Here is a 25,505-nt window from a genome sequence, read left to right as displayed (position 1 = left end):
AGCGAAGCCGTCCCGGACACTGCCGTTCGAGCGCCGGCCTGTCTCAGCTCACTAACTCTGGAGGTTCCATGGACACCGGCCACGCAGCCTGGATCCTGACTTCCGCGTCGCTCGTACTCCTGATGACGCCGGCCCTGGCGCTCTTCTACGGCGGGATGACGCGTACCAAGTCCATCCTCAACATGATGATGATGTCCTTCAGCGCCCTGGGCGTCGTCATGATCGTCTACGTGCTGTGGGGCTGGTCGATGTCCTACTCCAGCGGCACCGGGGAGGACATCGCGGGTCTCTTCTCGAACCCGTTCACCCTCTTCGGGCTGAAGGACGTCGAGGGCGTCACGTACATCTCGGTCGCTTTCCAGGCGACGTTCGCCATCATCACCGCTGCCCTGATCAGCGGTGCGCTCGCCGAGCGGGTGAAGTTCTCCTCGTGGCTGGTGTTCCTGCCGCTGTGGGTCACCCTCGCCTACTTCCCGCTGGCCCACATGGTCTGGGGCGGCGGCATCCTGGGCAGCAGCGACACGAGCATCGCGGCCTGGCTCTTCGGCACGACCGACGGCGCGGCCACGGTCGCCCCGATCGACTACGCCGGTGGAACGGTCGTCCACATCAACGCCGGTGTCGCCGCGCTCATCCTGGTCCTGCTCATCGGCAAGCGCCGTGGGTTCGGCAAGGAGCCGACCCGTCCGGGCAACCTCCCGCTGACGATGCTGGGCGCGGGCCTCCTGTGGTTCGGCTGGTTCGGGTTCAACGTCGGCTCCTACGTCGACGTCACCGGCACCGAGCCCATCAGCAACGGCGCCGACGGCTTCATCGAGAACTCCATCGCGTACGCCACCGCGTTCACCGGCGAGGTCGGCCTCGTCTGGGTCAACACGGCTGTCGCTGCTGCTGCGGCGATCATCGGCTGGCTGGTCGTCGAGAAGATCCGTGACGGCAAGGCCACCTCGCTCGGTGCCGCCTCGGGCATCGTCGCCGGCCTCGTGGCGATCACCCCGGCCTGCGGCGCGCTCAGCCCGATCGGCTCGATCGTTCTGGGCATCGTCGCCGGCGCCCTCTGTGCCCTTGCCGTCGGCCTGAAGTTCACGTTCGGCTACGACGACTCGCTCGACGTCGTCGGCGTCCACCTCGTCGGCGGCATCGTCGGCACGCTGGGCATCGGCTTCCTCGCGACCAGCGGCGGCCTCTTCTACGGCGACGGCATCAAGCTCTTCGTCGTGCAGCTCTCGATCGCCGCCTTCGCCATCGTGTGGTCGGCGGTGTTCACCCTGATCATCGGTCTCGCGATCAAGGCCACGATGGGCTGGCGCGTCGCCGAGGAGGACGAGGTCGAGGGCATCGACCTCGCTGAGCACGGCGAGTCCGCGTACGATCTCGCACCGGCGTCCGGCGTCGCTCGCCCGGCCGTGGCGGCTACGCTGACCACCACCCCTGAAGGAGCCAAGGCATGAAGCTCGTGACCGCGGTCATCAAGCCGCACAAGTGGGAAGAGGTCCGCGAGGCCCTCGAGACCTTCGGCATCACCGGCATGACCGTCACGGAGGCCAGCGGCTACGGCCGGCAGAAGGGCCACACCGAGGTCTACCGCGGAGCCGAGTACGACGTCTCGCTGGTCCCGAAGATCCGGGTCGAGATCGTGACCGAGGACGAGGACGTCAAGGACGTCGTCGACGTGGTCGTCAAGGCCGCTGCCACCGGCAAGATCGGTGACGGCAAGGTCTGGGTCGTCCCCGTGGAGTCCGTGGTCCGGGTCCGCACCGGTGAGAAGGACGAGGCGGCGCTCTGACCGAGGAGCTCAGCGATCGGCGCCGGTCCAGGGCGGACGCCCTGGACCGGCGCCTTCGTGACTGCTTCGCCAAGGCCGTGTCCGACCTGCCGGAGGCAGGCGGGCGCGGCCTTGCCCTCGTCGCGGTCGGAGGTTACGGGCGGAGGGAGATGTCGCCCTTCAGCGACGTCGACGTCGTCCTCGTCCACGCCGCCGACGCTCCGGCGGCGTCGATCGCGCGCGTCGCCGAGCAGATCTGGTACCCGCTGTGGGACGACGGCGTCGCGCTCGACCACGCGGTCCGCAGCGACGTCGAGATGCTCCGTACGGCCGCCGACGACGTCCGCGCCGCGCTCGGCATGCTGGACGCCCGGGCGGTCGCCGGTGACACGTCGGCCGTCACGGCCCTGCGGTCGGAGGTGCTGGCCGCCTGGCGTCGCGACGCCCGTCGACGCCTGCCCGACCTGGCGCGGTCGGTCGACGAGCGCGTCGGGCGCTCGGGCTGGATCGCGCAGTCGGCGATCATGGACCTCAAGGAGTCCGGGGGAGGCCTGCGCGACGGCACCGTCATGCGCGCCCTCGTCGCGAGCTGGCTGGTCGACGTCCCCCACCGCGAGCTGGAGGCGCTCCGCGCGGCGATGCTCGACGTGAGGGACGTCCTCCACGACGTGGCCGGGCGTCCCACCGAGCGGCTGACGCCCGAGCTGGTGGTGGAGGTCGCCGCTGCGATGGGTTACGCCCCTGACCAGCTGGACCTCCACGTCCGTGACCTGGGACGCCGGACCGCGCACCTCGCCACCACGACCTGGCGCCGTGTCGACGCCGTCCTCGCCGACCGGCCCCGGAGCCGCTCCGCCCCAGGGCCGCGCCTCGACGCCGTCGCGCCCGGCGTGGCGGTGCTCGGCGACGAGATCGTCCTCACGGGGAGCCCTGACCCCGACGACGACCCGCTGGTCGCCCTGCGGGCCGTCGGCGAGGCCGTACGGCGTGGGTTGCCGTTGTCCGCGGCGTCGGCCGCCCGCCTCGCCCGAGGTGCCGTGCCCTCCGAGCCGTGGTCCGCGGAGGCGCAGCGACTCCTCGTCCAGCTCCTGACGGCAGGCCCCGGGATCGTTCCGGTCTGGGAGGACATCGATCTCGCCGGTCTCGTCGACCGGTGGTTGCCGGAGTGGGCTCCGATCCGGCTGCGCGGGTCGTCGTCGCCGGTGCACCGCTTCACGATCGACCGGCACAGCGTGGAGGCGGTCGTGGTGGCGGCGGGTCTCATGCGAGAGGTCGCGCGACCCGACCTCCTCGCCGTGGCTGCACTGCTCCACGACATCGGCAAGGGACGCGAGGGCGACCACAGCGAGGTCGGTGCCCCGGTCGCGCGGGCGATCGCGACCCGCTGGGGGTTCGACGCCGCCGACGCTGGCACGATCGCGGACCTCGTCCGCTGGCACCTCCTGCTGCCGACGGTCGCCACCCGCCGCGACATCGAGGACCCGGACACCGCCGCACGGGTCGCCGCGCTGGTCGGGGACGTCGACCGCCTCGACCTGCTCGCCGCGCTGACCGAGTCGGACGCGCGCGCCACGAGCCCGCCCGCCTGGTCGGCATGGCGCTCGAGTCTCGTCCGCGGTCTCGTCGCCAAGGTACGCGCGGTGCTGGGCGACGCCTCGGCGCTCGACGACCCCTCGTACGAGGGGTGGCCCTCGGCGCTCCCGCCCCCGCCGTCGTCGATGCCGCGCGGCGACGTGTTCACGATCGACGCAGCACCGCACCACGACGGCTCGCTCGTGCAGATCGCCTCGGCCGACCGTGACGGACTCCTCGCGGACCTGGCGGGCGCGTTGAGTGTGGCGGGGCAGCAGATCCGGTCCGCGCGCCTCGTCGAGCGGGGCGGTGTCGCGACCAGCCTCTGGGAGGTCGCCGATCCTGACGTGGACACGGGCCGTCTGCGCCGCCGGATCAGCCAGGTCCTGAGCGGTGCGCTCTCGCTCGAGGACCGGCTGACACTGACCGCGGACGCGACTGCCGGCCGGCCGCAGGTGCTCCTGCACCGTGACTCGTCGAGCTCCGCGGCCGTCGTCGAGGTCCGTGCGGAGGACCAGCGTGGGCTCGTGTGGGCGGTCGCGCGGACCATCAGCCGCGAGGGCCACAGCATCCGTTCCGCGCACCTCTCGACGTTCGGACCCCAGGCCCGCGACGTGTTCTACGTGGTCGGCGGTGGTGGCGGAGCGCTGAGCGACGACGACGCCGATGGCCTCGTCGCACAACTCCGGGCCCTCCCGCTGTGACGGTCTCCTCGTACGCCTGCCGCGGCTGCGACCGCCTGGGCGGCGGACCGCCTGGGGCCAGACGTTAGGCTGGACGATGCGTGCCGCACGTCGCGGCAGCGACGACACCTGTGAGGAACGGCTGTCTTGTTCGACACACTCCAGAACCGCCTGCAGAGCACCTTCCGCAACCTTCGCGGCAAGGGCAAGCTGTCCGAGGCCGACATCGACGCGACCGCGCGTGAGATCCGCGTGGCGCTGCTCGAGGCCGACGTCGCGCTGCCCGTGGTCAAGGAGTTCGTGGCGCGCGTCAAGGAACGCGCCCGCGGTGCCGAGGTCAGCCAGGCACTGAACCCGGCTCAGCAGGTCATCAAGATCGTCAACGAGGAGCTCGTCGGGATCCTCGGCGGCGAGACCCGTCGCCTGCGTCTCGCCAAGAACCCGCCGACGGTGATCATGCTCGCCGGCCTGCAGGGTGCCGGCAAGACGACCCTCGCCGGGAAGCTCGGCCTGTACCTCAAGGGCCAGGGCCACTCGCCCCTGCTGGTCGCCGCCGACCTGCAGCGCCCCAACGCCGTCAACCAGCTCCAGGTCGTCGGTGAGCGCGCCGGCGTCGACGTGTACGCCCCGCAGCCGGGCAACGGCGTCGGCGACCCGGTCAAGGTCGCGAAGGACGCGGTCGTCGAGGCGCGCCGTACCCTCCACGACGTCGTCGTCATCGACACCGCCGGCCGGCTCGGCATCGACGCGGAGCTGATGAAGCAGGCGTCCGACATCCGCGACGCGACCGATCCCGACGAGGTCCTGTTCGTCGTCGACGCGATGATCGGACAGGACGCGGTCCGCACTGCGGAGTCGTTCCTCGAGGGCGTCGACTTCACGGGCGTGGTGCTCTCCAAGCTGGACGGCGACGCCCGCGGCGGTGCCGCGCTGTCGATCGCCCAGATGACCGGTCGACCGGTGATGTTCGCCTCCAACGGAGAGAAGCTCACCGACTTCGACGTCTTCCACCCCGACCGGATGGCCTCGCGCATCCTCGACCTCGGCGACATGATGACGCTGATCGAGCAGGCCGAGAAGGCCTTCGACGTCGAGCAGGCGCAGAAGGCCGCCGAGAAGCTCGCCGGCAAGAGCGGCGACTTCACCCTCGACGACTTCATGCAGCAGATGCAGGCCGTCCGCAAGATGGGCTCGCTGTCCAAGATCCTCGGGATGCTGCCCGGCGCCGGGCAGATCAAGGACCAGCTCGCGAACTTCGACGAGCGCGAGATCGACCGGATCCAGGCGATCATCCAGTCGATGACGCCCGCCGAACGCCACAACCCGAAGCTGATCGACGGCTCCCGCCGCAAGCGGATCTCCCGTGGCTCCGGCACGCAGGTCAGCGACGTGAACCAGCTCGTCGACCGCTTCTTCGAGGCCCGCAAGATGATGCAGCAGATGGCCAAGGGCGGCGGACTCCCGGGCATGCCCGGGATGCCCGGGATGCCCGGCGCGGGCGGCAAGCGGTCGGGCGCACGTCAGCAGGCCCAGAAGGGCAAGGCCAAGGGGCGTCGTGTCTCCGGCAATCCGGCGAAGCGTGCTGCGGCGGCCCAGTCCGAGGCGGCAGCGCCCAAGCAGGACGGCGCAGCAGCTTTCGGCTTCGGCGGGACGCCGAACGCCGACGGCGACATCGAGATCCCCAAGGAGATCCGGGACCTCTTCTAGACCGTCCGGATCAGGTCAGGCCGGGAACCACCCGGCGCGCCCGATCTGGGCCGGCGCCTGGGCGAGCCCGAGCTCGTCGGCGAGCCAGGTGCCGGTCGCCGCGATCTGCGCGGGGTCGGCACCCGTCCGGTATCCCGAGCGGTGCAGCAGGTAGACCAGGTCCTCGGTGGCGATGTTGCCGGTCGCGCCGGGGGCGAAGGGGCAGCCGCCCACACCGCCCGTCGAGGCGTCGAGCACGGTGACGCCGGACTCGACCGCCGCCAGTGCGTTGGCGTATCCGGTGTTGCGCGTGTTGTGGAAGTGAGCGCGCAGCCGCGTGCCGGGGGCCAGCGCCTTGACTCCTGTGACGAGCTCGCGCACCTGTGCGGGGACACCGACGCCGATCGTGTCGGCCAGCGCGATCTCGTCGGGAGCGTCCGCCATGATGCCCGCGACGACCTCGAGGACCCGCTCGCTGGGGACCTCCCCGTCGAACGGGCAGCCGAACGCGGCGGCGACCACGACGGACGTGCCGAGGCCTGCGGCCCGCGCGGCAGGGGCGATCGCGTGCCAGGCCTCGATCTGCGCGGCGGTGTCGACACCCTGGTTGCGGAGCGCCAGTCCGTCGGAGGCGACGACCACGACCGTCACCTCGTCGCAACCCGCGTCGATCGCGCGGTCGAGCCCGCGGCGGTTGAGCACGAGCCCGATCGAGGTGAGCCGGGGGTCGTCGCGGACCAGGGCCATCAGTTCCTCGGCGTCGGCCATCTGCGGCACCCGGTCCGGCCGCGCGAAGGCGGTGACCTCGAGGCGGCGGAGCCCGGCGTCGAGGCTGCGACGGACGAGGTCGGCCTTGACGCCGGTCGGCAGGATCTTCTTCTCGTTCTGCAGCCCGTCGCGCGGGGCTACCTCGACGATCTCGATCTCGGTCACGTGTCGATCCTCTCGCAGGCCCTAGAAGGGCAGAGTCTATCTGATATACGATCAGCCCATGTCTCAGGATCAACCGACCGGCGCCCTCGCCGGAGTACGCGTCATCGAAGCCGGTCAGCTGCTCGCCGGTCCCTTCGCGGGACAGCTGATGGGCGACCTCGGCGCCGACGTCGTCAAGGTGGAGCCGCCTGGTCTCGGTGACCCCATGCGGCAGTGGGGGCGCGAGAAGCCGCACGGTCACTCGCTGTGGTGGCCGATCGTCGCACGCAACAAGCGGTCGGTGACCCTCAACCTTCGCGAGGAGGCCGGCCAGGAGATCTTCCTGCGCCTCGTCGAGCACGCCGACGTCGTCGTCGAGAACTTCCGCCCGGGCACGCTCGAGCGCTGGAACCTCGGCTACGAGCGCCTCAAGGAGCGCAACCCCGGCATCGTCCTCGTACGCGTCAGCGGCTACGGCCAGACCGGGCCGTACTCCGAGCGGGCCGGCTACGGCTCCATCGGCGAGGCGATGGGCGGCCTCCGCTACATCACCGGCGAGCCCGACCGTCCGCCGTCGCGGACCGGCCTCTCGATCGGTGACTCGCTCGCCGCCACGCACGCCACGGTCGGCACGCTCGCGGCGCTGCTGCACCGCGAGCGCACCGGTGAGGGGCAGGTCGTGGACAGCGCGATCTACGAGGCCGTGCTCGCGATGACGGAGAGCCTCGTGACCGAGTGGGACGTCGCCGGCTACCAGCGCGAGCGCACCGGCCCGATCCTGCCCAACGTGGCTCCCAGCAACGTCTACCCGACCGCCGACGGGCACACGATCCTCATCGCGGCCAACCAGGACTCGGTCTTCGGCCGGCTGGCCGACCTGATGGGGGAGCCCGGTTGGAAGGAGCTGCCCGCGTACGCCACCCACGGCGCGCGTGGCGCCAACCAGGAGGAGCTCGACGACCGGATCGCCGACTGGACCGCGAAGCACGACGCCGCCACCCTGCTCGACCTGCTGCACGAGGGCGGCGTCCCCGCCGGCCGGATCTACCGCGCCGAGGACATGCTCGAGGACCCGCACTACGAGGCCCGCGAGGCCATCGTGCGGGTGCCTGACGAGACCTTCGGCACGCTCGCGATGCCCAACGTCGTGCCGCGGCTGTCGGGCACGCCGGGCTCGGTGCGCTGGACCGGTCCGAAGCTCGGTGAGCACAACGCCGAGGTGTACGGCGGACTGCTCGGCCTCGGGGCTGACGAGATCGCCGAGCTGACCGGCGCGGGCGTGATCTGATGTCGCGCGACGCGGACTACGACGCCGCGGGGTTCCGCGGCAAGGTCGGCTACGGCTCTCGCCCGGCCGTCCTGGTGGTCGACGTGGTGCAGGCCTACCTTGACCCCGACTCTCCTCTCAGTGACGCCGGCGGTCGGTTCGAGAGCGCCCGGAAGGCGACGGCTCAGCTCGTGGACGCCGCCCGCGCCGCCGGTCACCCCGTGGTGTTCACGTGCGTGCGCTACCAGCGGGGGATGGCCGACGCCGGGCTGTTCGGGGCGAAGGTGCCCGCGCTGGCCGCCTTCGTCGAGGGTGCGCCGAGCGGTGACTTCCCGTCCGACCCCGCACCCGCGCCCGGTGAGCTGGTCGTGACCAAGCAGTACGCGTCCGCGTTCTTCGGGACGTCCCTCGCCTCGACGCTGCGCACCATGGGAGTCGACTCCGTCCTCGTGACGGGCTTCTCCACGAGCGGGTGCGTGCGGGCGTCGGCCACCGACGCGCTGCAGCACGGATTCAAGCCGATCGTCGTCGCCGAGGCCTGCGGCGACCGGGATTCGGTCACGCACGACCACAACCTCTTCGATCTCGATGCCAAGTACGCCGACGTCGTCACCCTCGACGACGCCCTGCACCACCTCGTGACCACCCCCGCTGAAGGAGCTCACCCGTGACCGTGACCGACCTGTACGACGACGCGCTGTCCTGGAACAGCTTCTCGCCCGCCGGAGCCGACGTGCCGGCGGAGATGGTGATGCTCCGGAGCGTCGCCGGCAGCAACTCGCGGACGGTGCTGGTCCGGTTCCCTGCCGGGTGGAGCCGGTCCAAGACCGGCTACCAGCCTGCCGGCGAGGAGATGCTGGTGCTGACCGGCGCCCTGACGATGAGCGGCCAGACCGGCAAGCCCGGTCACCTCCTGGTGGTCGAGCCGCGCGCGACCCGCGCCGACACGGCGACGACGGGCGAGACCCGCGCTCTCGTGTGGTTCTCCGGCGCTCCGGGTGGCTGGACCGAGGACGTGCTCGACGAGGCGGAGGCCGGCGCGATCTCGGTCCTCCCGGTCAGCGCCGACCTCCGGCGCGAGCCGAGCGATGCGCTTCCCGGCCTCGTCGAGGTGATCGGTGACGTCTCCGGCCGGACGTTCGACAACGACGTCGACCTCGTGTGGCTCGCGTCGGGTCAGTGGGCCCACGTCACGGCCGGCGAGCCTGCGCCCGAGGTGGGCGGCGAAGCCGTGGTGCGCCACTGGATCTGATCGGTCCCACGAACGCGACGCCGCTGCTCGGCCGGTAACCCCCCGGGGCCGAGCATCGGCGTCGTTCCTTTTCCCGTCCGTCGTGGACGGGTGGGACGAGGTGGCCCGGATCTGTGCACGCGGATCCGGGCCACCTCGGGTCAGTGGCGAGCCAGTGCGGTGGCCGCGTCCTCGTCATAGGACGAGGAGATCGCGCGCAGGACGAGCACGCTCGCGAACAGCGGCGGCAGGAGCCCGAGGAACGCGATGTTGATCGACCCGGTGGTGTCCGAGACGATGCCGATGATCAGGGGACCGAGGGCTCCCCCCAGGGTCGTCAGGAACTGGAGCAGCGCGAACCCGATGCCGCGGCGTGATGCCGGCACCACGTCGGCGGAGACGGCGGTCAGGTTCGGGATGGCTCCGGCGAAGCCGACGCAGGCGACGGCGACGAGCGTCAGGCGGACACCCAGGCCGGGGAGCAGCACGACGCCGGTGATGGCGACCGCGCCGAGCAGCAGGAACCCGAGGCTGACTCGCACGCGCCAGCCGGGGCGTACGCCGTGGAACCGGTCGCCGAGACGGCTGCCGATGATGATGCCGATCACGATGCCGGTGCCACCCACGCCGCCGGCGAGACCCGAGGCCGCGGCCGCGTCCAGGTCTTCGGTGCGCTGGAGCAGCGTCGGGAGCCAGTAGAAGAGACCCCCGAGGCCGAGATAGAGCAGCGACAGGCTGATGATGACGCCGCGGAGGGTCGGGATGCGCAGGAGCTCGCGTGCCTCGCTGGTGACGGACTGGCGCGGACCGTCGGCCGCAGGAGGCTCCTCCGAGGCGACGCCGCCCGCCTTCAGGCGGTCGATCCGGTCGCCGATCCCGCGTACGGGCTCGCGGAGCGTGAAGGCCAGGACGGCGATGAGCAGGCCAGGAACGGCGATGAGGAAGAACACCGACCGCCAGTCGAACGCCTCGGCGACCGCGCCGCCGAGCGCGACGCCGACCGGGAGGCCGATGTAGTATCCGGCGCGCTCCATCCCGTACGCCTTGCCGCGTGCCGAGCCGGGGTAGTAGTCGGCGAGCAGGCTGGACGCCGGAGGGTTGTACAGCTGGCCGGCGGCGCCGAGCATGATCCGGGTGATGAAGAAGAGGGCGAACGTCGTGGCGAGCCCGCTCAGGATCGAGCAGACGGCCCACGCCAGCACGACGAGGCCGACGATGGTCGAACGACGGCCCGTGTCGGCCAGCCGTCCGGCGGGCAGGAGCAGGACGACGCCGGCGATCGCCGCCGCGGTCGGGATGGCGCCGGCCCACGTGTCGCTGAAGCCGAAGTGGTCCTGGATGGCCGGGAGCGCACCGGCGACGAGGTTCACCTCGACGCGGTCGATGAAGGCGACGAGCGCCACCACGACGGCGGCCCACCACCCGAAGGGTGCCGGCTTCTTGAGGTCGACCTCGACCGGTCCGCGGCCCGCGAACGCGACGAGCGACGTCGTCGCCGGGGCGGTCGCGGGCTCGCCGTCGGGTCGAGGCGTCCGGTCGCCGACGGGGGAGTCCGACATGTGCTCGTGCCTCTCGTCGTGGAACATTGGGGTAAGTCTAGGAGAAGATCGTAGAAGAATATATGGTTTGCCCATGACCGTTGTTCGCGTAGCCGCCGTCCAGCTCGCCGCGTCCGAGGACGTCGAGCAGAATCTCGCCGCCTGTCTGCGCCTGACCGCCGAAGCCGCGGCGCAGGGTGCACAGCTCGTCGTCCTCCCGGAGTTCGGCAACCACGTCTCCTGGTACGCCGACCGCGACCACGCCCGCCGCAAGGCGGTCACGTTGGACGGCCCGTTCGTCTCGGCGCTCGCCGACCGGGCCCGCGAGCTCGGCATCCATCTCATGGCGAACTGCACGCTCGCGCGGGAGGACGGCCGGACGACCGGCAGCAACATCCTCATCGGTCCGGACGGCACGATCCTCGCCACCTCCGACAAGCAGGTCCTGATGGGCAGCGAGCGCGACCATCTCGACCCTGCGGTCTCGGCGTCGCCCGTGGTCGACACACCGCTCGGGCGCATGGGGCTCTACTCCTGCATGGACGGCGTCATCAACGAGACGCCACGGATGCTCGCCGTCGACGGCGCGCAGATCCTCCTCAACAGCATCAACTCCTTCGCCCTCGACGAGGCCTCCCTGCACGTTCCGGTGCGCGCTGCCGAGAACAGGGTCTGGGTCGTCGCCGCCAACAAGGTCGGCCCGCTCGTCCCCGAGCACAGCATCGACGCCGTCGCGCAGGCGGTCGGCGTCCCCGTGGAGCAGCTGCACGGTGCGGGCGAGAGCCAGATCGTCGCCCCCGACGGCACCGTCGTCGCGCGTGCCCCTCGTACGGGCGAGGCCGTGGTCGTCGCCGACATCGAGGTCGACGCGGCCGACGACAAGCGCCGTACCGACGGGACCGACGTGATGGCGGCCCGCCGTCCCGAGCTCTACGCACCGATCGTCGAGGCGCCCCGCGGACGTACGGCGCCCGCCGGCGCCGCCGAGCTCGTGACCGCGGTCATCACGCCCGGCCCGGAGGACGACGTCGTCGCCCTGCTCCGCGACGCCGTCACCGCCGGCGCCCGGCTCGTCGTGCTCCCCGAGCTCGCGGCGTGGGCCGGGGGAGTGGCCGAGGGGTCGGACCCACGCTTCACCCCGGACGAGATCGTGGAGGCGCTCTCGGGGACGGACGCCGTCGCCGTCACCTCCGTTCGCGACCACGACCAGCACGTCGGACTCGTCCTCGACGCGGACGGCGAGGTCGCCCGCCAGCCTCAGCTGCACGCCAGTGCCCGCCACGCCGACTGGGCGACACGGCTCGGTGACGAGCTGGTGGTCGTCGAGCTCGGCTGGGGCAGGCTCGCGGTCGTCGTGGGCGACGACGCGCTCTACCCGGAGACCTTCCGCCTCGCCGCCTTGCAGGACGCCGACGTGGTCGCCGTGCCGTTCACGGTCTCGGGTGCGCACGACATCGACCTGCTGCTGCTCGAGCGCGCCGCCGAGAACCGGCTCAACGTCGTGGTCGCGAGCCGGCGCTCCGAGCAGGGCGCGGGCGCCGTCATCCCGCTGTCGGCCGACTTCACGCTCTGGAGCGCGTGGGAGGGACCCTTCGCGGGGATCATCAGCCGGCCCGAGCCGGTCGTCGCGACAGACACCGTCACGCTCGCGACCGTCCGACCCGCATGCGCGACCAACCGCTTCGTCAGCCGCGGGACCGACGTGGTCGACGGGCGCCCCTGGGCCCTCGCCGACGCACTCGTCCGTGTGGCGACCCCGCAGCACGTCTCGGCCTGACAGACCGAGCGAACGAAAGGAACACCATGCACGTCCCTGACGGATTCCTCGACGCGCCGACGTCGGTGGCCACCGGCGCGGTCGCCGTCGGCGCGCTCGCCTACGCGATGAAGCGCGCACGCCACGAGCAGCCCGACGACCGCACCGCGCCGCTCGCCGGCCTCGTCGCGACCTTCATCTTCGCCGCGCAGATGGTGAACTTCCCGGTCGGTGCCGGCACCAGCGGGCACCTGCTCGGCGGAGCACTGGCGGCGGTCCTCGTCGGTCCGGCGACCGCCGCGATGTGCGTGTCGGTCGTCCTGATCGTGCAGGCGCTGCTGTTCGCCGACGGCGGCATCACCGCGCTCGGCACCAACATCACCCTCATGGCGGTCGTCGGCGTCGGCGCGGGATGGCTCGCGTTCCGCCTCGGACGTGCCGTGCTGCCCAAGCGGCTCGCGTCCGTGCCGCTCGCGGCCGCGTTCGGCGCGTTCGTCTCCGTCCCGGTGGCCTCGCTCGCGTTCGTCGGCCTCTACGCCGTCGGCGGTGCGGCTCCGATCCCGCTGGACACCCTCACCGCTGCGATGGTCGGGTGGCACTCCCTCATCGGCCTCGGCGAGGCTGTCATCACCGGACTCGTGGTGAGCGCGGTGATCGCGCTTCGCCCTGACCTCGTGTACGGCGCTCGCGACGTGGTCGCGTCCTCGCCGCTGGAGATCCGCGAAGGAGCACCCCTGTGACCGCGTCGACCCACCGGACCCGCGTCTCCACGCGCACCTTCGTCATCGTGATGCTCGCGCTCGCGGCGGTCACCGCCGGTTTCGTGAGCTACTACGCGTCGGCGAGCCCCGACGGCCTCGAGCACGTCGCCGGGACGCAGGGCTTCCTCGGCTCGGCGACCGACCATGCCCTCGCGAGCTGGCCGTTCGCCGACTACGCCGTCGCCGGCATCGACGACGCTCGTCTCTCGGGCGGCCTCGCCGGGCTCGTCGGGTGCGCCGTCGTGCTCCTCCTCGCGATGGGCATCGGGCGCCTGCTGCGCCGTCCGGCCGGTTCCTGACGTGGCCGACGACAGCCACGGGCACACGCTGTACTTCCACACTCACTCCGCCGTCCACCGCGCCGCTGCGCACCACAAGGTCGCCGCGCTCGTCGGCTTCGTGCTCGTGGTGGTCGCGACGCCTCGCGAGTGGGTCGCCGCCTTCGCGGCGTACCTCGCCGTGCTCGTCGTCGTCATCGTCGTCGCCCACGTGCCTGTCGGCTACATCGCGCGCCGGATGGTGGTCGAGGTCCCGTTCGTCGTCTTCGCGGTCCTCATGCCGTTCGTCGCCGTCGGACCCCGCGTCGACGTCGCAGGGCTGTCGCTGTCCGAGGCGGGCCTCTGGGCGGCCTGGGGGCTGCTCGTCAAGGGGACGATCAGCGTCGTCGCCTCGCTCACGCTCGCCGCGACGACCGAGCCGCACCAGCTTCCGGGCGCCCTCGCGCGCCTGCGTGTCCCCGCGCAGCTGGTGCAGATCGTCACGTTCATGGTCCGCTACCTGGACGTCGTCGCCGCGGAGATGCGGCGGATGCGCATCGCCCGTGAGTCGCGGGGCTTCCAGTCGCGCTCGTTGTCGGCGTGGTGGGTCCAGGCACGGGCGGTGGGGGCGCTGTTCGTCCGGGCGTACGACCGGGGCGAGCGGGTCCACCTGGCGATGCTCGCCCGCGGCTACGAGGGCGAAGGTCGGCGATGAGTGCCGCGACGCTCCACGCGCCCGCGCTGCAGATCGACCGGCTGGCGTACGCCTATCCCGACGGGCGGCAGGTCCTGTACGGCGTCGACCTCGTCGTCGAGCGAGGGGAGCGGGTCGCCCTGCTCGGGCCGAACGGCGCCGGCAAGACGACGCTCGCGCTGCACCTCAACGGCATCCTGTCTGCGGGAGCCGGCACGGTGACCGTCGCCGGGATGCCCGTGGACAAGGCACACCTGCGCGACATCCGACGTCGGGTGGGAATCGTCTTCCAGGACCCGGACGACCAGCTCTTCATGGCGACCGTGCGCGACGACGTCGCCTTCGGCCCGGCGAACTACGGCATGCGGGGCGCGGAGCTCGAACGCTGCGTGGTCGGGGCGCTCGACCTCGTGGGCATGCGCGACGCCATCGACCTGCCGCCGCACCACCTGTCACTCGGCCAGCGCCGTCGGGTGGCGCTCGCGACCGTCCTCGCCATGAAGCCCGAGGTGCTCGTCCTCGACGAGCCGTCGACGTTCCTGGACCCCGCGGCGCGCCGCGAGCTCGTCGAGACGCTCGCCGGCCTGGACGTGACGCTGCTGATGGTCACCCACGACCTCCCGTACGCCCTCCAGCTGTGCGAGCGGGCCGTGATCCTGTCCGACGGGGTGATCGCTGCGGACGGCACGACGGTGGACGTGCTGACCGACACCGAGCTGATGGCGCAGCACCGGCTCGAGCTGCCCTTCGGGTTCGACCCGCGGGCAGCGCTCGCGTCGAGGCGTCCGTAGGCGCTCGCCGGGCGGCGGCGTGCGTTCAGCCGGCGCGCGTCACGCGCTCGCCGACACCTCGCGCCGCTCGAGAGCAGCCATCAGCGAACGCTCGCTGCCGTTGAGGTGGTCGAGCCAGGCCTTCTTGAACTCCGGCCCCTTGCGTTCGCGCGCCAGCTCGAGGAGCACGCGGTGCTCGTCGATGCGCTGCTCCTTGGTCTCCGGAGCGTGGTCGAGGTCGGCCATCGTGATGTGCAGGTAACGGTCGGCGGAGTGCCACAGCAGGTCCAGCACGTTCTTGTCGGCCGCGCCCATGACGTCGGCCAGCAGCGTGGCGTGGAAGTGGTGGTGCGCCGCCGCGAGTGCGGCAGGCTCGCGCTCGATGGCGACGTACTCCTCGAGCGCCTCCTCGGCCGCTGCGAGGAGCTCGTCGGTCATCTGACGCGCCGCACGGACGGCGAGGTCGCCCTCGATGAGACGCCGCAGACGGTAGATGTCGGTGAGGTCGTCGGCGCTGAGCGCGGCGACGAGGGCCGAGCGACCGGGACGAAGGCTGACGATGCCTTCGCTCTCGAGCCGGCGAAGCGCCTCGCGCACGGGGATGTGGCTCACGTCGTACAGCTCGCAGAGCTCGACGATCGAGACGGACGTGCCGGGCTGGATCTCACCGGTGAGGATCGACGCCCTCAGCTCGCTGGTGACGCGGTCGACGAGCGACACGTGAGCGATCGGTCGACTGGTCCGGCTGGTCCCTCGTCGGGCCATGGTGTGCTCCTGCTGCTGGCGTAGTGGTACCCGGTCAAATCGTAGATCATCGCGATTCTGACAGCAGGTAGCCACGAGAAGCGAGTTTCCCCTTGCCAGATGGCATAGTCGATATTGTATATTCTTTCCAACCGGTAGGTAGGAGGTGTCTCGTGGTCGAAACAGCGACGTTCCGTGACGTGCTGTCCCAGTGGCCCAGCGGGGTCACGGTCGTGACGACCGTCGTCGACGGGAGGCGCCATGGGATGACTGCCAGCTCGTTCTCGAGCGTCAGTCTTGATCCGCCGCTGATCTCGATCTGCCTGGACCGCAAGCTCTTCAGCCACGGGCTGATCGAGTCCAGCGGCTTCTTCGGCGTCAGCGTCCTCGCCAAGGACCAGGCCGAGGTGGCCCGGCGCTTCGCCGGCCAGACCGGAGAGAGCGACCGGTTCGCCGGCGAGACCTGGTCGACGGCCGAGACGGGCGCCCCGCTGCTGGACTCCAGCCTCGGGTGGCTCGACTGCAGGGTCGTCCACGCGCACCCCGGTGGCGACCACACGATCTTCGTCGGCGAGGTCCTCGCCGGCCACGCGGCCCGCCGTACGGCCCCGCTGCTGTTCCACTCCCGCGGCTGGGGCCAGTTCGCCGACGTCCTCCCGGACGTCGCGACGCTCGCCGACAGCCGTCTGGTGGGCTCGCTCAGCGCTCGTGGCGCCGGCGGCGACTGGATCCGGCGGACCGAGCAACGGGTCCGTGCCTCCGGTGTCCGCACCCGCGTGCTCGACCTCACCCTCCCGACCGGGTCGGCGCTCACCCCGCCGTCCTTGAGCCGGAGCGGGTCGATCCTCTCCGACGCACGCGAGTGCACCGCGCTCGTGAAGTCGGCCGACCAGGCCCGCGAGGCGGTCGACCGCGGTGTCGGGGTCGTCGAGCTCGGCGCGGACACCCGTGACCGCAGCGACCTCGAACGCGTGGCCGACGTCATCGCGGGCGTCGGCAGCCTCGACACCGAGGGACGCGTCGTGATCCTGCGCGACGCGTTCACCGCCGGCGACCACGAGTCGCTCCTGTGGGCCGTCGAGACCTTGATCGAGGCCGGGGCGACCGAGATCTGCCTCGACGACACGAGGGGCGCGGCCACGCCGCTCGAGGTGCGGGCCACCCTGCAGGACGCCGTGGGCATCGCCCGGCCGGTGCCGCTGCGCGTCCGGCTCCACGACCACGACCGACTCGGCCTCGTCAAGGCGCTCACCGCGCTCAAGAGCGGTGTGCACCACTTCGACACCACGCTCGGCGGCCTGGACGGCGCCGTCGCGACCGAAGACCTCGTACGCCTCCTGAGCACGTTGGACGTCGACACCCCCGTCGACGCCGCCGCGCTCGGCAAGCTCGCCAGCCGGGTCCGAGAGCGTCTCGGCGCCAACGGCGAGATTCCTGCTTTCCGCACCAACGGGGTCGCCGCACCGGCGGCGCCACCCCAGCCAACCCCACTGCCCACACCGTAGGAGCCGCGCCATGTCGGCCACGCTGACCGCCGAGTACCTCTTCCCCGACCTGACGCCGGACGAGCGCGAGCGCGCCGCCCGCGTCGAGTCGATCCTGCCGACGATCCGTGACGCCGCCGCCGGCGCCGACGCGCGCGCCGAGCTCCCCCCGGGCCACATCAAGCTGCTCGCCGACGCGGGTCTGCTCGGTCTGGTCGTCCCCCGCGAGTTCGGCGGCCTGGGCGGAGGTCTGCGCGACCTCGTCGCGACGACCTACGCCCTGGGCACCGTGTGCGGCTCGACCGCCCTCGCCTACTTCTTCCACTGCTCGGCGTCCTCGCGAGGACTCCTGCCGCTGGCAGCGATCGAGGAGGGCCTGTACGCCGACGACGAGGTCGACGAGGTACGCACGTTCGCCGAGCGCGTCCTGTTCATGATGGGGCGCGACAACCAGTGCCTCGCGAACTTCGCGAGCGAGTCAGCGAAGGCGAGCAACGCCAACGTCCTCATCTCGACCACGGCGACCAGGACCGAGGGTGGCTGGCTGCTCGACGGCGAGAAGTCGTTCGGCTGCCTGTCCGGCACCGCCGACTTCTACCTCGTCACCGCGCGCCGCGCCGACATCGACGGGGTCGAGGGGCTCAGCCTGTTCCTCGTCTCCCGCGACCAGGAGGGCGTGCGCCCGCGCCACCAGTGGCAGGGCCTCGGCATGCGCGCCTCCGACAACAACGGTCTGATCATGGAGAGCGCGTTCGTCCCCGACGACCTCGCCCTGGTCGTGCCCGGCGGATTCGCCCGCGCCACGCAGATGTCGCGCGGCTCGTGGGTCGGCAACCAGGTGGCCATCACCGCCATCTACGCGGGCATCGCCCGCGGAGCCTGGGAGTACGCGTTCGAGCGGACGATGAAGGCGAAGTTCGCCGACACGGGCAAGCCGATCGCCTCGAGCCCCATGCACCAGGTGTTCATCGGGCGAGCGCAGGAGCGCCTGACCGACGTGCACCTGTGGCTGCGCCGCCAGACCGACCTCGAGGCCGCCGAGGTGCCGATCCTCCCGAAGGAGCAGGTCGTCCAGAGCTGGAAGCTCGCGAAGGGCACGATCTGCGACGGCGCGTTCGACGTGGCCACCATCGCCATGAAGATGTGCGGCACGTCGGGCGCCCTGATGGACAACGTCATCGGGCGCGCGATGCGCGACACGGCCATGGGTCTCGTCCAGGCGTTCCCCTCCGAGAGGGGGCAGCTCGACCTCGCTCGGATGCTGGTCGATGATGAGTCATGGGTTGGACTGACGACGCCGGCCGCGGCAGCAGCCGCAGCAGCAGCGGCGGAGAAGGCATGACGAGCACCTCGACCGACGCGTTGACGGTGACCCCGGCGCTGCCGGAGACCGTCCAGATCGTGGCGGGGGAGACACAGGTTCCCGCCGAGACGCTCGACCTCGTGCTCGAGGACCCGTTCCGCGGCGAGACGCTCGCCGCCGCCGCCTCGAGCGACGCCGCGTCGGTCGAGCGTGCGCTGGCGGCCGCTGACGAGGCCCACGCCGGCGAGACCTGGTCGGGCCTCGACCCCGAGGCACGCGCCGATCTCCTCGACCAGATCGGAGCGGCACTCGAGCCGCAGCTCGGCGAGCTCGCCGTGCTCGAGTCCTTCGCGACGGGCGTCCCGGTGCGACAGACCGCGGTCGTCGGCGTGATCGTGCCCGGCGCGTTCCACCTCGCCGCCCAGATGCTGCGCTCCGGCGCCCTGCTGGACGAGGTCGAGGGCGCCGCCGGCAATGCCGTCGAGGTCCACCGGCTGCCGCTCGGCCCGGCGCTGTGCCTGGTCCCGTGGAACGCTCCCGCGCCGATGGCGGCCCACAAGGTCGCCAGCGCGCTCGCCGCCGGGTGCCCGACGATCCTGAAGCCGAGCGAGTACGCGCCGTACGCCACGACCGTGCTCGGCCGGACCATCGCCTCCGTGCTCGCAGACGCGGGTGTGCACCCCGGGGTGTTCCAGCTCCTGCAGGGTGGCCCGGGTGTCGGCGGCACGCTCGTGAACGACCCGAGGATCCGTGCGGTCTCCTTCACCGGTGGCCACGTCGGCGGGGCCGCGATCGCCGCGGCGTGCGCCATGTCCTACACCGCGCTCCAGCTCGAGCTCGGCGGCAACAACCCGCTCGTGGTGCTCGACGACGCCGACGCGGACGACGCGGCGCGTGCCGCCGTCGACCTGCTGACCACCCTCAACGGTCAGTGGTGCCGGGCGCTGGGGCGACTGGTGCTGCCGGAGAGCATGGCCGACGACGTCCTGGAGCGCATCGTCGGGCGGCTCGCCGAGCTGCGCACGGGCGACCCGCTCGACCAGGCGACCGACCTGGGCCCGATCGTGCACTCGGTCCACCTCGCACGTCTGCGAGCCGAGCTGGACCGCCTGGCCGCCGACGGCGGACGGGCGTACGCATCGACCCCGCTGCCCGACGGCGACGGCACCTTCCTGGCGCCGACGCTCGTCCGGGGCGTCGATCCGCAGCTCGCCGTCGACGAGATCTTCGGTCCCGTCGCGACGGTCCACACCTACCGCACCGACGACGAGGCGGTCGCCCTCGCCAACGGCACGCCGTACGGACTCGAGGGGTATGTCTTCGGCACCGACACCGAGCGTGCCCTCGCGGTCGCGCGCCGCGTGCGCGCAGGCGAGGTCAAGGTCAACGGCTCGTCGATCATGAGCCTCCACCTGATGACACCGCGCCCGGCGTGGGGCATCTCGGGCATGGGCGACGAGGGCACGCTGGAGACGATCCGCTTCTTCACCGGCGCGCGTGTCGTCGGTGTCGAGGGCAGCTTCGCGCTGCACGGGCGATGACGGGACGACCGGCGTCGCCGACGCAGAGGTTGCGCACGCTGCTCGCCGGTGACGACGTCGTCCACCTCCCGGGTGTCTACGACGCCGTCACCGCCCGGCTCGCCGTACGCGCGGGCGCGCAGGCCGCCTGCCTCTCCGGCGCCGTCGCGTCGGCGGTCGGCCTCGGCCTGCCCGACCTCGGCTTCGTGCACGGCAGCCAGATCGCCGACCGTGCCCGCCAGGTCGTGCCGTCGTTGGGAGGCGTGCCGCTGCTGGCCGACGCCGACACCGGCTACGGCAACGCGCTCCAGGCACGCCGTACGGTGCTGGACTACGCCGCGGCAGGGATCGCCGGGCTCCACCTCGAGGACCAGGTCTCACCCAAGCGGTGCGGCCACATGAGCGGCAAGGCCGTCGTCGACGTGGTGGAGGCGGCGTCGCGGGTTCGCGCCGTCGTCGAAGCAGGCTCCGACCTCGTGGTCGTCGCACGCACCGACGCGCTGTCCGTCGAGGGCATCGACTCGGTCGTCGAGCGTGCACGCGCGTTCGTCGAGGTCGGCGCGGACGCCGTCTTCGTCGAAGGAGCCGGCCTCGCCGAGCTGGCGCGGGTGCGCGACGCCCTCGGCGACGGCGTCCCGTTCCTCGCCAACCGCTCCGAGGCCGGCGGGGCGGTGAGCGACGGCCCGAGCGACGCCGACTACGCGGCGCTCGGCGTCCGGCTCGTCATCCACCCCGTCTCCGCGATGCTCGCCGCCGCGGCGGCCGTCGGAGACGTCTACTCCACGATCATGCGCGACGGCCACGCCGGCTCGACCCCTCGGATGGGCTGGGACGAGCTCACCGACCTGGTCGGCCTCGGCGATCAGCTGTCGCTCGAACAACGCTATGCAGAGGCGGTGAGCGCACGATGAGCGCCCGAGTCGTCGTCGCCGGTGCGGGCCCCGTCGGGCTCACCACCGCGCTGACCCTTGCCCGCGACGGCCATGCCGTCACCGTGCTCGAGGCGGGGGAGACCCTCGCCGCGGAGTCGCGTGCGAGCACCTACCACCCGCCCTCGCTCGAGATGCTGGCCGAGCTCGGCGTCCTGGACGACCTGCTGGAGCGCGGGATCGTCTCGACCCGCTTCCAGTACCGCGACCGCCGGACCGGTCCCATCGCCGAGCTCGACCTCGGGTCGCTGGCGGACGACACCCCGTACCCGTTCCGCGTCCAGTGCGAGCAGAGCAAGCTCACGCCGATCCTGCTTGAGCGCCTCCAGGCGTACGCCGACGTGGAGGTCGTCTTCGGCCAGCCCGTGACGGCTGTGGAGCAGGTCGACGACGTCGTCCGCGTCACCACTGCGACCGGCAGCCCGTGGACGGCCGACTGGGTCGTCGGCGCGGACGGCGCGAGCTCCGTGGTCCGCAAGTCGATCGGTGCGGAGTTCGAGGGGATCACCTACCCCGAGCGCTTCCTCGTGGTGTCGACCCACGAGGACCTCGCGACGGTGCTGCCCGGGATCGCCGACGTCAACTACGTGTACGACCCCGACGAGTGGCTCGTGCTGCTCCGGACGCCGGAGCACTGGCGCATCCTCTTCCCGACGGACCCCGACTCGCCCGACGACGTCGAGACGGCGCCGGAGCGCGTCCAGGCGCGGCTCGCCGACGTGGCCGACCTCGGTCGTCCGTGGGACCTTCTCCACGCGTCGCTCTACCGGGTGCACCAGCGTGTCGCCGACCGCTTCCGCGTGGGGCGGGTCGTGCTCGTCGGCGATGCCGCGCACGTCAACAACCCGCTCGGCGGGATGGGGATGAACAGCGGTCTGCACGACGCGGTCCTCGCCGGTCGGGCGCTCGCCGACCTGCTCGCCGGGCGCGCTGGGACGGCCGAGCTCGACACGGTGCTCGCCGCGCGACGCGACGTCGCCCTGTCGTACGTCCGCACGGTGACGCACGACAACTGGAAGCAGCTGCGCGAGAACGACGAGGAGGCCCGGGCCGCGCACCACGCCGAGCTCCGCGCGCTCGCGGCCGACCCGGTCGCGGCGCGGACGTACCTGCGCCGGACGTCGATGATCGACTCGCTGCGTCCGCTGGAGGCCGGGGCGGGGACCCGCTCGTGACCGTGACGGCGACCGGCATCAGCCGGGAGAACCCCGCGCGAATCGACGAGGTCGTCGGCTCCTGCCCCGTCGCCGGCGCCGCCGAGGTCGATGCCGTCGTCGAGCGTGCTCATCAGGCCCAGCGTGCCTGGGCGGCCGTTCCGGTGGCCGAGCGCGCGGGCGCCCTGCGTGCAGCCGCCGACCGGATCGAGCCGGAGCTGGACGCGATCGCCGAGCTGATGGCACGCGAGACCGGCAAGCCGCTCACCGACTGCCGCGGTGAGTCGGGGTTCGCGGTGGCCGTGCTGCGCTGGGCCGCCGAGCGCGCCACCGCGCTGCTCGTCGACCGGGAGGTGGACGACGCCCAAGGTCGGCTGCTCCTGCGCCACCGTCCGTACGGGGTGGTCGCCGCGATCACGCCGTGGAACGCCCCCGTGATCCTTGCGGTGCTCAAGGTGGGGCCGGCACTCGTCTCCGGCAACGCCGTGGTCGTCAAGCCCTCCCCGCTCGCGCCCTTCGCCGTCGCACGCTTTCTCGGTCTCGTCGCCGAGTCGGTGCCGGCGGGACTCGTCGACGTGGTCCAGGGCGACGCCGACACCGCGACCGCGCTGGTCGGGCACCCCGGCGTCGACCGAGTGGCGTTCACCGGCGGCGACGTCGCCGGCCGAGCCATCGCCGGCCTCGCCGGGCGCTCGCTCACGCCGACGCTCCTGGAGCTCGGCGGCAACGACCCGGCGATCCTCCTCGAGGACGTCGCGCTCGACGACGCTGTCGCAGAGCGGCTCGTGATGGCGTCGTTCGCCACCAGCGGCCAGGTCTGCATGGCGCTCAAGCGCCTCTACGTCCACCGCACCCGCCTCGACGAGGTCGTCGACTCGCTGCGCGCGGCAGCCGACCGCGTCCTGCGCCTCGGAGACCCTCTGCATCCCGGCGTCACCATGGGGCCGGTCGTGAGTGCCGCGTCCGCCGACCGGGTCCGTGGGCTCGCTGAGGACGCCCGTGGACGGGGGGCGCGCGTGCTCGACATCGGCACCGCAGATCCGGCTACGGCGCTGGACCGCGGCTACTTCGTCGCGCCGACCCTGGTGCTCGACGTCCCCGACGACGCACCCGTGGTGGCTACCGAGCAGTTCGGGCCGATCCTGCCCGTGCTCGCGTTCGACTCCGACGACGACGCCGTCGCGCGCGCCAACGCCGGCGACCTCGGTCTCGGAGCCTCCGTGTGGTCCGCCGACGAGGAGCGTGCGTTCGCGCTGTCGACACGCCTCGACGCCGGCTTCACGTTCGTCAACACGCACAACCGCACCGGCATCTCGCTCCGTGCGCCGTTCGGTGGCGTCAAGCGCTCCGGCTGGGGCAGGGAGTACGGCGACGAGGGGATGCTCGAGCACGTGCAGACCTGCGTCGTGCATGCGCCGGCGGCGTTCCGCGACGGTGGTGCGGGGCTCGGCGCCGCGGCGTACCCCTCCTGACCTGCAGGATCAAGATTCGGTCACGGGCTCGGGACCTTGCCGCCCCGGGGCCTCGCCGCGGGTCAAGATTCTCCGGGGGAAGACCTGTCGTACCCGCTATAGATCATATATAGTTTGGATCGTTGTGAGCCAGACCGCACGCCCGTGAATGGAGTCCTCCCCGTGAGCCAGAGCTTGAAGTTCGTCCAGGAGCACCTCGACGAGTCGGGACCGACGGACGTCACCGCGACGTTCGCGACCTGGCTCGCCCTCGTCGAACGGCTCAAGCAGAAGGTCGCCGACCGCTTCGAGCTCGAGCGTGACCCGTCCACCGACGTCCTCGAAGACTTCGGTGGAGACACCGGGGCCAAGGGCCGCGTCCGCGGCTACGCCGGCCCGGAGATCGACTGGATGGTCCACTCGCACATGGAGAACGCCGCCGCCGGCTTCTGCAACGTGCACCTGACGATCTGGCTCGGCCCGCAGGTGAAGGTCCCGCACTTCGGCATGGCGCTGGGCTGCTTCCCGCAGGGCTGGGTCTACCTCGACTCGGTTCCCCGCAGCTACCTCGTCACCGACACCGAGTCGTTCGACCGCTACTACGAGCCGGTCAACGCCCAGTGGGAGCAGGTGCGCAACGAGAACGCGTTCCTCGAGCCCTTCATCAGCCGTTCGGCGTTCGTCCGAGCAGGCCTGTCGCCGACCGCGTTCTGCTACATGGCCCCCGCGGCCGACGAGATGACCGAGCTCGTGACGACGCTCGCCGAGGAGCACCTCGACCGCTGGCTCGGCTGGGTCGACGAGGCCGAGGCCGTCCCGTTCGCCGACCGTGCTGCTCTGGCCGCCGACGACGAGGCGATCCGCCGCAACATCGCCGAGCGCGATCCGGCGAACGTCATGGGCGACCGCTACTTCGGGCCTGCGACCACCCAGCGTCTCGTCCGGGCCCTCTGGGGCGGCGACCGCCAGCTCCCGCGGGCGCTCGAGCACGAGGCGCACCCCCGAGCATGACCGACCCTGTCCTCGTCCGTGCAGCACGCACCGCCGTGCGCGTCCCCGGCGCGGAGGCGCCGTACGACACCGCGCACGTGACGGTCCGCTACCGGGCGCTGCCGGCGCAGACCACCGCCGAGCGGATGAGCGGTCGCCTCCAGGCCGACCCCGCCGGCGGTCCGTACCCCGTCGCGGTGCTGCTGTCGGGCATCAACGTCGGTGCCGACGCCTACGCGTGGCTCGCCGTGCGCCTGGTCGAGGCGGGGTTCGTCGCCGTCACCTACGACTGGGTCGGCGAGCTGTTCCCGCCCAGCGAGCACGGTCCGGGCGACTACGGGCTCACTCCCGGCATCGACCTCGGTGCCGTCGGCCCGGACACGTACGGGTCCCGGCCCACCACCCAGGCCCTGCGTCCGGTCCTGGAAGCCGTCGCCGCGCTCGCGGAGACGGGCCCGCTCGCGGGACTCGTCGACACCGAGGCGGTCGCGCTCTTCGGGCACTCGGCCGGCGGCACCGTCGCGCTCCAGTCGGCGCGGCCCGCGTGGTTCCCCGAGATCCGCGCCGTCGCCACGTACGGCGCGCACACGATGGCGTCGCAGATGCTCGGCCACCCGCCGAGCACCCTGCTCCCGGCTCCCGTCGAGGTGCCGGTGATGCTCCTGGCCGGCACCGCAGACGGTGTCGTCGCCGCCAGCGCCGTCCGGTACGGCGAGGACCCGGCCGCCACCGACCGCGACCCGGTCACGGCGACCTGGGCCCAGGCAGTGCCGTCGACGACCGAGGCGTGGCTGGTCCACCTCGACGCGGCGACGCACATGCTGGCGGCCCACCCCGAGGACGCCAGCACGGCACGGGGCTTCCTCGAGAGCGCGACCACCGGTGACGCCGAGGCCCAGCGCGACGCGCTCGCCACCACCGTCACCACCTTCTTCGCCGCGCACGTGCGCGGCGAAGCCGCAGCCAAGGACGCCTTGGAGCTGCTCGCTGAGCAGCCCCGCCCCGAGATCGCCGCCGCCCGGCGACGCGAGTGAGGAG

23 protein-coding genes are annotated in these 25,505 nt (G+C 72.0%); 20 read left to right on the top strand and 3 right to left on the bottom strand.

What is annotated here, in order from left to right:
- Positions 1-68 precede the first annotated feature (68 nt).
- The 4 genes from AB3M34_RS14395 to ffh all read left to right on the top strand — a co-directional run bounded on the left by AB3M34_RS14395 (position 69) and on the right by ffh (position 5,727).
- Entirely contained in the window at positions 69-1,451 is a 1,383-nt protein-coding gene (locus AB3M34_RS14395; RefSeq protein WP_370614874.1) for an ammonium transporter, read from the top strand.
- On the top strand, positions 1,448-1,786 hold the full coding sequence (locus tag AB3M34_RS14390) for a P-II family nitrogen regulator (RefSeq protein ID WP_149770640.1): 339 nt from the start codon (positions 1,448-1,450) through the stop codon (positions 1,784-1,786). Before AB3M34_RS14395 ends, AB3M34_RS14390 begins: the two co-directional genes overlap by 4 nt.
- Positions 1,783-4,041 (top strand): [protein-PII] uridylyltransferase, encoded by a 2,259-nt coding sequence (locus tag AB3M34_RS14385; protein WP_370620024.1) that lies wholly within the window; start codon positions 1,783-1,785, stop codon positions 4,039-4,041. Before AB3M34_RS14390 ends, AB3M34_RS14385 begins: the two co-directional genes overlap by 4 nt.
- 126 nt (positions 4,042-4,167) lie before the next feature.
- Entirely contained in the window at positions 4,168-5,727 is a 1,560-nt protein-coding gene (ffh, locus tag AB3M34_RS14380; RefSeq protein ID WP_370614872.1) for a signal recognition particle protein, read from the top strand.
- Between the two features lie 15 nt (positions 5,728-5,742).
- Here ffh and AB3M34_RS14375 read toward each other — a convergent pair whose 3' ends face one another.
- A complete protein-coding gene (locus AB3M34_RS14375) occupies positions 5,743-6,639 on the bottom strand; it encodes a hydroxymethylglutaryl-CoA lyase (protein ID WP_370614871.1) in 897 nt (298 codons plus the stop codon).
- A 58-nt stretch (positions 6,640-6,697) separates the two neighbouring features.
- On the opposite strand from AB3M34_RS14375, the gene AB3M34_RS14370 reads away from it, so the two are divergent.
- The 3 genes from AB3M34_RS14370 to AB3M34_RS14360 are packed head-to-tail and all read left to right on the top strand — an operon-like array spanning position 6,698 to position 9,137.
- The gene (locus AB3M34_RS14370) at positions 6,698-7,906 is read left to right on the top strand and encodes a CaiB/BaiF CoA transferase family protein (protein WP_370614869.1); all 1,209 of its coding nucleotides are present in this window, start codon (positions 6,698-6,700) and stop codon (positions 7,904-7,906) included.
- Positions 7,906-8,556 (top strand): isochorismatase family protein, encoded by a 651-nt coding sequence (locus tag AB3M34_RS14365; RefSeq protein WP_370614867.1) that lies wholly within the window; start codon positions 7,906-7,908, stop codon positions 8,554-8,556. The genes AB3M34_RS14370 and AB3M34_RS14365 overlap by 1 nt, the downstream gene beginning before the upstream one ends.
- On the top strand, positions 8,553-9,137 hold the full coding sequence (locus AB3M34_RS14360; protein ID WP_370614865.1) for a hypothetical protein: 585 nt from the start codon (positions 8,553-8,555) through the stop codon (positions 9,135-9,137). Before AB3M34_RS14365 ends, AB3M34_RS14360 begins: the two co-directional genes overlap by 4 nt.
- Positions 9,138-9,277: 140 nt before the next feature.
- Here the strand turns inward: AB3M34_RS14360 and AB3M34_RS14355 are convergent, their stop codons facing one another.
- Positions 9,278-10,702: an MFS transporter gene (locus tag AB3M34_RS14355; protein ID WP_370614863.1), complete on the bottom strand. Its 1,425-nt coding sequence runs from the start codon at positions 10,700-10,702 to the stop codon at positions 9,278-9,280.
- A gap of 46 nt (positions 10,703-10,748) precedes the next feature.
- Between AB3M34_RS14355 and AB3M34_RS14350 the strand changes: the two genes are divergently transcribed.
- Genes AB3M34_RS14350 through AB3M34_RS14330 form a run of 5 tightly spaced genes read left to right on the top strand, consistent with a single transcriptional unit; the run spans position 10,749 to position 14,913 of the window.
- The gene (locus AB3M34_RS14350) at positions 10,749-12,431 is read left to right on the top strand and encodes a nitrilase-related carbon-nitrogen hydrolase (protein ID WP_370614861.1); all 1,683 of its coding nucleotides are present in this window, start codon (positions 10,749-10,751) and stop codon (positions 12,429-12,431) included.
- A 26-nt stretch (positions 12,432-12,457) separates the two neighbouring features.
- Positions 12,458-13,150 (top strand): energy-coupling factor ABC transporter permease, encoded by a 693-nt coding sequence (locus AB3M34_RS14345; RefSeq protein WP_370614860.1) that lies wholly within the window; start codon positions 12,458-12,460, stop codon positions 13,148-13,150.
- The gene (locus tag AB3M34_RS14340) at positions 13,147-13,470 is read left to right on the top strand and encodes a PDGLE domain-containing protein (protein WP_370614858.1); all 324 of its coding nucleotides are present in this window, start codon (positions 13,147-13,149) and stop codon (positions 13,468-13,470) included. Before AB3M34_RS14345 ends, AB3M34_RS14340 begins: the two co-directional genes overlap by 4 nt.
- Before the next feature lies 1 nt (position 13,471).
- On the top strand, positions 13,472-14,143 hold the full coding sequence (cbiQ, locus tag AB3M34_RS14335; RefSeq protein WP_370614857.1) for a cobalt ECF transporter T component CbiQ: 672 nt from the start codon (positions 13,472-13,474) through the stop codon (positions 14,141-14,143).
- Positions 14,140-14,913, top strand: coding sequence for an energy-coupling factor ABC transporter ATP-binding protein (locus AB3M34_RS14330; RefSeq protein WP_370614855.1), 774 nt, complete (start codon positions 14,140-14,142; stop codon positions 14,911-14,913). The genes cbiQ and AB3M34_RS14330 overlap by 4 nt, the downstream gene beginning before the upstream one ends.
- Positions 14,914-14,952: 39 nt before the next feature.
- Here AB3M34_RS14330 and AB3M34_RS14325 read toward each other — a convergent pair whose 3' ends face one another.
- Positions 14,953-15,657 carry a GntR family transcriptional regulator gene (locus AB3M34_RS14325; RefSeq protein WP_370614854.1) on the bottom strand — a complete coding sequence of 235 codons (705 nt, stop codon included), beginning with the start codon at positions 15,655-15,657 and terminating at the stop codon, positions 14,953-14,955.
- Positions 15,658-15,809: 152 nt separating this feature from the next.
- On the opposite strand from AB3M34_RS14325, the gene AB3M34_RS14320 reads away from it, so the two are divergent.
- The 8 genes from AB3M34_RS14320 to AB3M34_RS14285 all read left to right on the top strand — a co-directional run bounded on the left by AB3M34_RS14320 (position 15,810) and on the right by AB3M34_RS14285 (position 25,501).
- Positions 15,810-17,141 carry a flavin reductase gene (locus AB3M34_RS14320; RefSeq protein ID WP_370614852.1) on the top strand — a complete coding sequence of 444 codons (1,332 nt, stop codon included), beginning with the start codon at positions 15,810-15,812 and terminating at the stop codon, positions 17,139-17,141.
- Between the two features lie 10 nt (positions 17,142-17,151).
- Positions 17,152-18,462 (top strand): acyl-CoA dehydrogenase family protein, encoded by a 1,311-nt coding sequence (locus AB3M34_RS14315; RefSeq protein ID WP_370614851.1) that lies wholly within the window; start codon positions 17,152-17,154, stop codon positions 18,460-18,462.
- Entirely contained in the window at positions 18,399-19,964 is a 1,566-nt protein-coding gene (locus tag AB3M34_RS14310; RefSeq protein ID WP_370614849.1) for an aldehyde dehydrogenase family protein, read from the top strand. Before AB3M34_RS14315 ends, AB3M34_RS14310 begins: the two co-directional genes overlap by 64 nt.
- Entirely contained in the window at positions 19,961-20,854 is an 894-nt protein-coding gene (locus AB3M34_RS14305) for an isocitrate lyase/PEP mutase family protein (RefSeq protein WP_370614848.1), read from the top strand. Before AB3M34_RS14310 ends, AB3M34_RS14305 begins: the two co-directional genes overlap by 4 nt.
- Positions 20,851-22,047 (top strand): FAD-dependent oxidoreductase, encoded by a 1,197-nt coding sequence (locus AB3M34_RS14300; protein ID WP_370614847.1) that lies wholly within the window; start codon positions 20,851-20,853, stop codon positions 22,045-22,047. Before AB3M34_RS14305 ends, AB3M34_RS14300 begins: the two co-directional genes overlap by 4 nt.
- Positions 22,044-23,498, top strand: coding sequence for an aldehyde dehydrogenase family protein (locus AB3M34_RS14295; protein WP_370614845.1), 1,455 nt, complete (start codon positions 22,044-22,046; stop codon positions 23,496-23,498). Before AB3M34_RS14300 ends, AB3M34_RS14295 begins: the two co-directional genes overlap by 4 nt.
- A gap of 162 nt (positions 23,499-23,660) precedes the next feature.
- Complete coding sequence (locus AB3M34_RS14290; protein ID WP_370614844.1) at positions 23,661-24,488, top strand: hypothetical protein; 828 nt, start codon at positions 23,661-23,663, stop codon at positions 24,486-24,488.
- Positions 24,485-25,501 (top strand): alpha/beta hydrolase family protein, encoded by a 1,017-nt coding sequence (locus AB3M34_RS14285; RefSeq protein WP_370614842.1) that lies wholly within the window; start codon positions 24,485-24,487, stop codon positions 25,499-25,501. The genes AB3M34_RS14290 and AB3M34_RS14285 overlap by 4 nt, the downstream gene beginning before the upstream one ends.
- Positions 25,502-25,505: the final 4 nt, after the last annotated feature.

The organism is Mumia sp. Pv4-285, assembly GCF_041320275.1.
Classification (GTDB): Bacteria; Actinomycetota; Actinomycetes; order Propionibacteriales; family Nocardioidaceae; genus Mumia; species Mumia qirimensis.
This window is presented reverse-complemented; position numbering and strand designations above follow the sequence as displayed.

Excerpts from the sequence above, each read along its gene's own strand:
- AB3M34_RS14395 (WP_370614874.1), top strand. The coding sequence starts at position 69 with ATGGACACCGGCCACGCAGCCTGGATCCTGACTTCCGCGTCGCTCGTA.
- AB3M34_RS14390 (WP_149770640.1), top strand. The coding sequence starts at position 1,448 with ATGAAGCTCGTGACCGCGGTCATCAAGCCGCACAAGTGGGAAGAGGTC.
- AB3M34_RS14370 (WP_370614869.1), top strand. The coding sequence starts at position 6,698 with ATGTCTCAGGATCAACCGACCGGCGCCCTCGCCGGAGTACGCGTCATC.
- AB3M34_RS14365 (WP_370614867.1), top strand. The coding sequence starts at position 7,906 with ATGTCGCGCGACGCGGACTACGACGCCGCGGGGTTCCGCGGCAAGGTC.
- AB3M34_RS14355 (WP_370614863.1), bottom strand. The coding sequence starts at position 10,702 with ATGTTCCACGACGAGAGGCACGAGCACATGTCGGACTCCCCCGTCGGC.
- AB3M34_RS14350 (WP_370614861.1), top strand. The coding sequence starts at position 10,749 with ATGACCGTTGTTCGCGTAGCCGCCGTCCAGCTCGCCGCGTCCGAGGAC.
- AB3M34_RS14345 (WP_370614860.1), top strand. The coding sequence starts at position 12,458 with ATGCACGTCCCTGACGGATTCCTCGACGCGCCGACGTCGGTGGCCACC.
- AB3M34_RS14330 (WP_370614855.1), top strand. The coding sequence starts at position 14,140 with ATGAGTGCCGCGACGCTCCACGCGCCCGCGCTGCAGATCGACCGGCTG.
- AB3M34_RS14325 (WP_370614854.1), bottom strand. The coding sequence starts at position 15,657 with ATGGCCCGACGAGGGACCAGCCGGACCAGTCGACCGATCGCTCACGTG.
- AB3M34_RS14315 (WP_370614851.1), top strand. The coding sequence starts at position 17,152 with ATGTCGGCCACGCTGACCGCCGAGTACCTCTTCCCCGACCTGACGCCG.
- AB3M34_RS14310 (WP_370614849.1), top strand. The coding sequence starts at position 18,399 with ATGGGTTGGACTGACGACGCCGGCCGCGGCAGCAGCCGCAGCAGCAGC.
- AB3M34_RS14305 (WP_370614848.1), top strand. The coding sequence starts at position 19,961 with ATGACGGGACGACCGGCGTCGCCGACGCAGAGGTTGCGCACGCTGCTC.
- AB3M34_RS14300 (WP_370614847.1), top strand. The coding sequence starts at position 20,851 with ATGAGCGCCCGAGTCGTCGTCGCCGGTGCGGGCCCCGTCGGGCTCACC.
- AB3M34_RS14285 (WP_370614842.1), top strand. The coding sequence starts at position 24,485 with ATGACCGACCCTGTCCTCGTCCGTGCAGCACGCACCGCCGTGCGCGTC.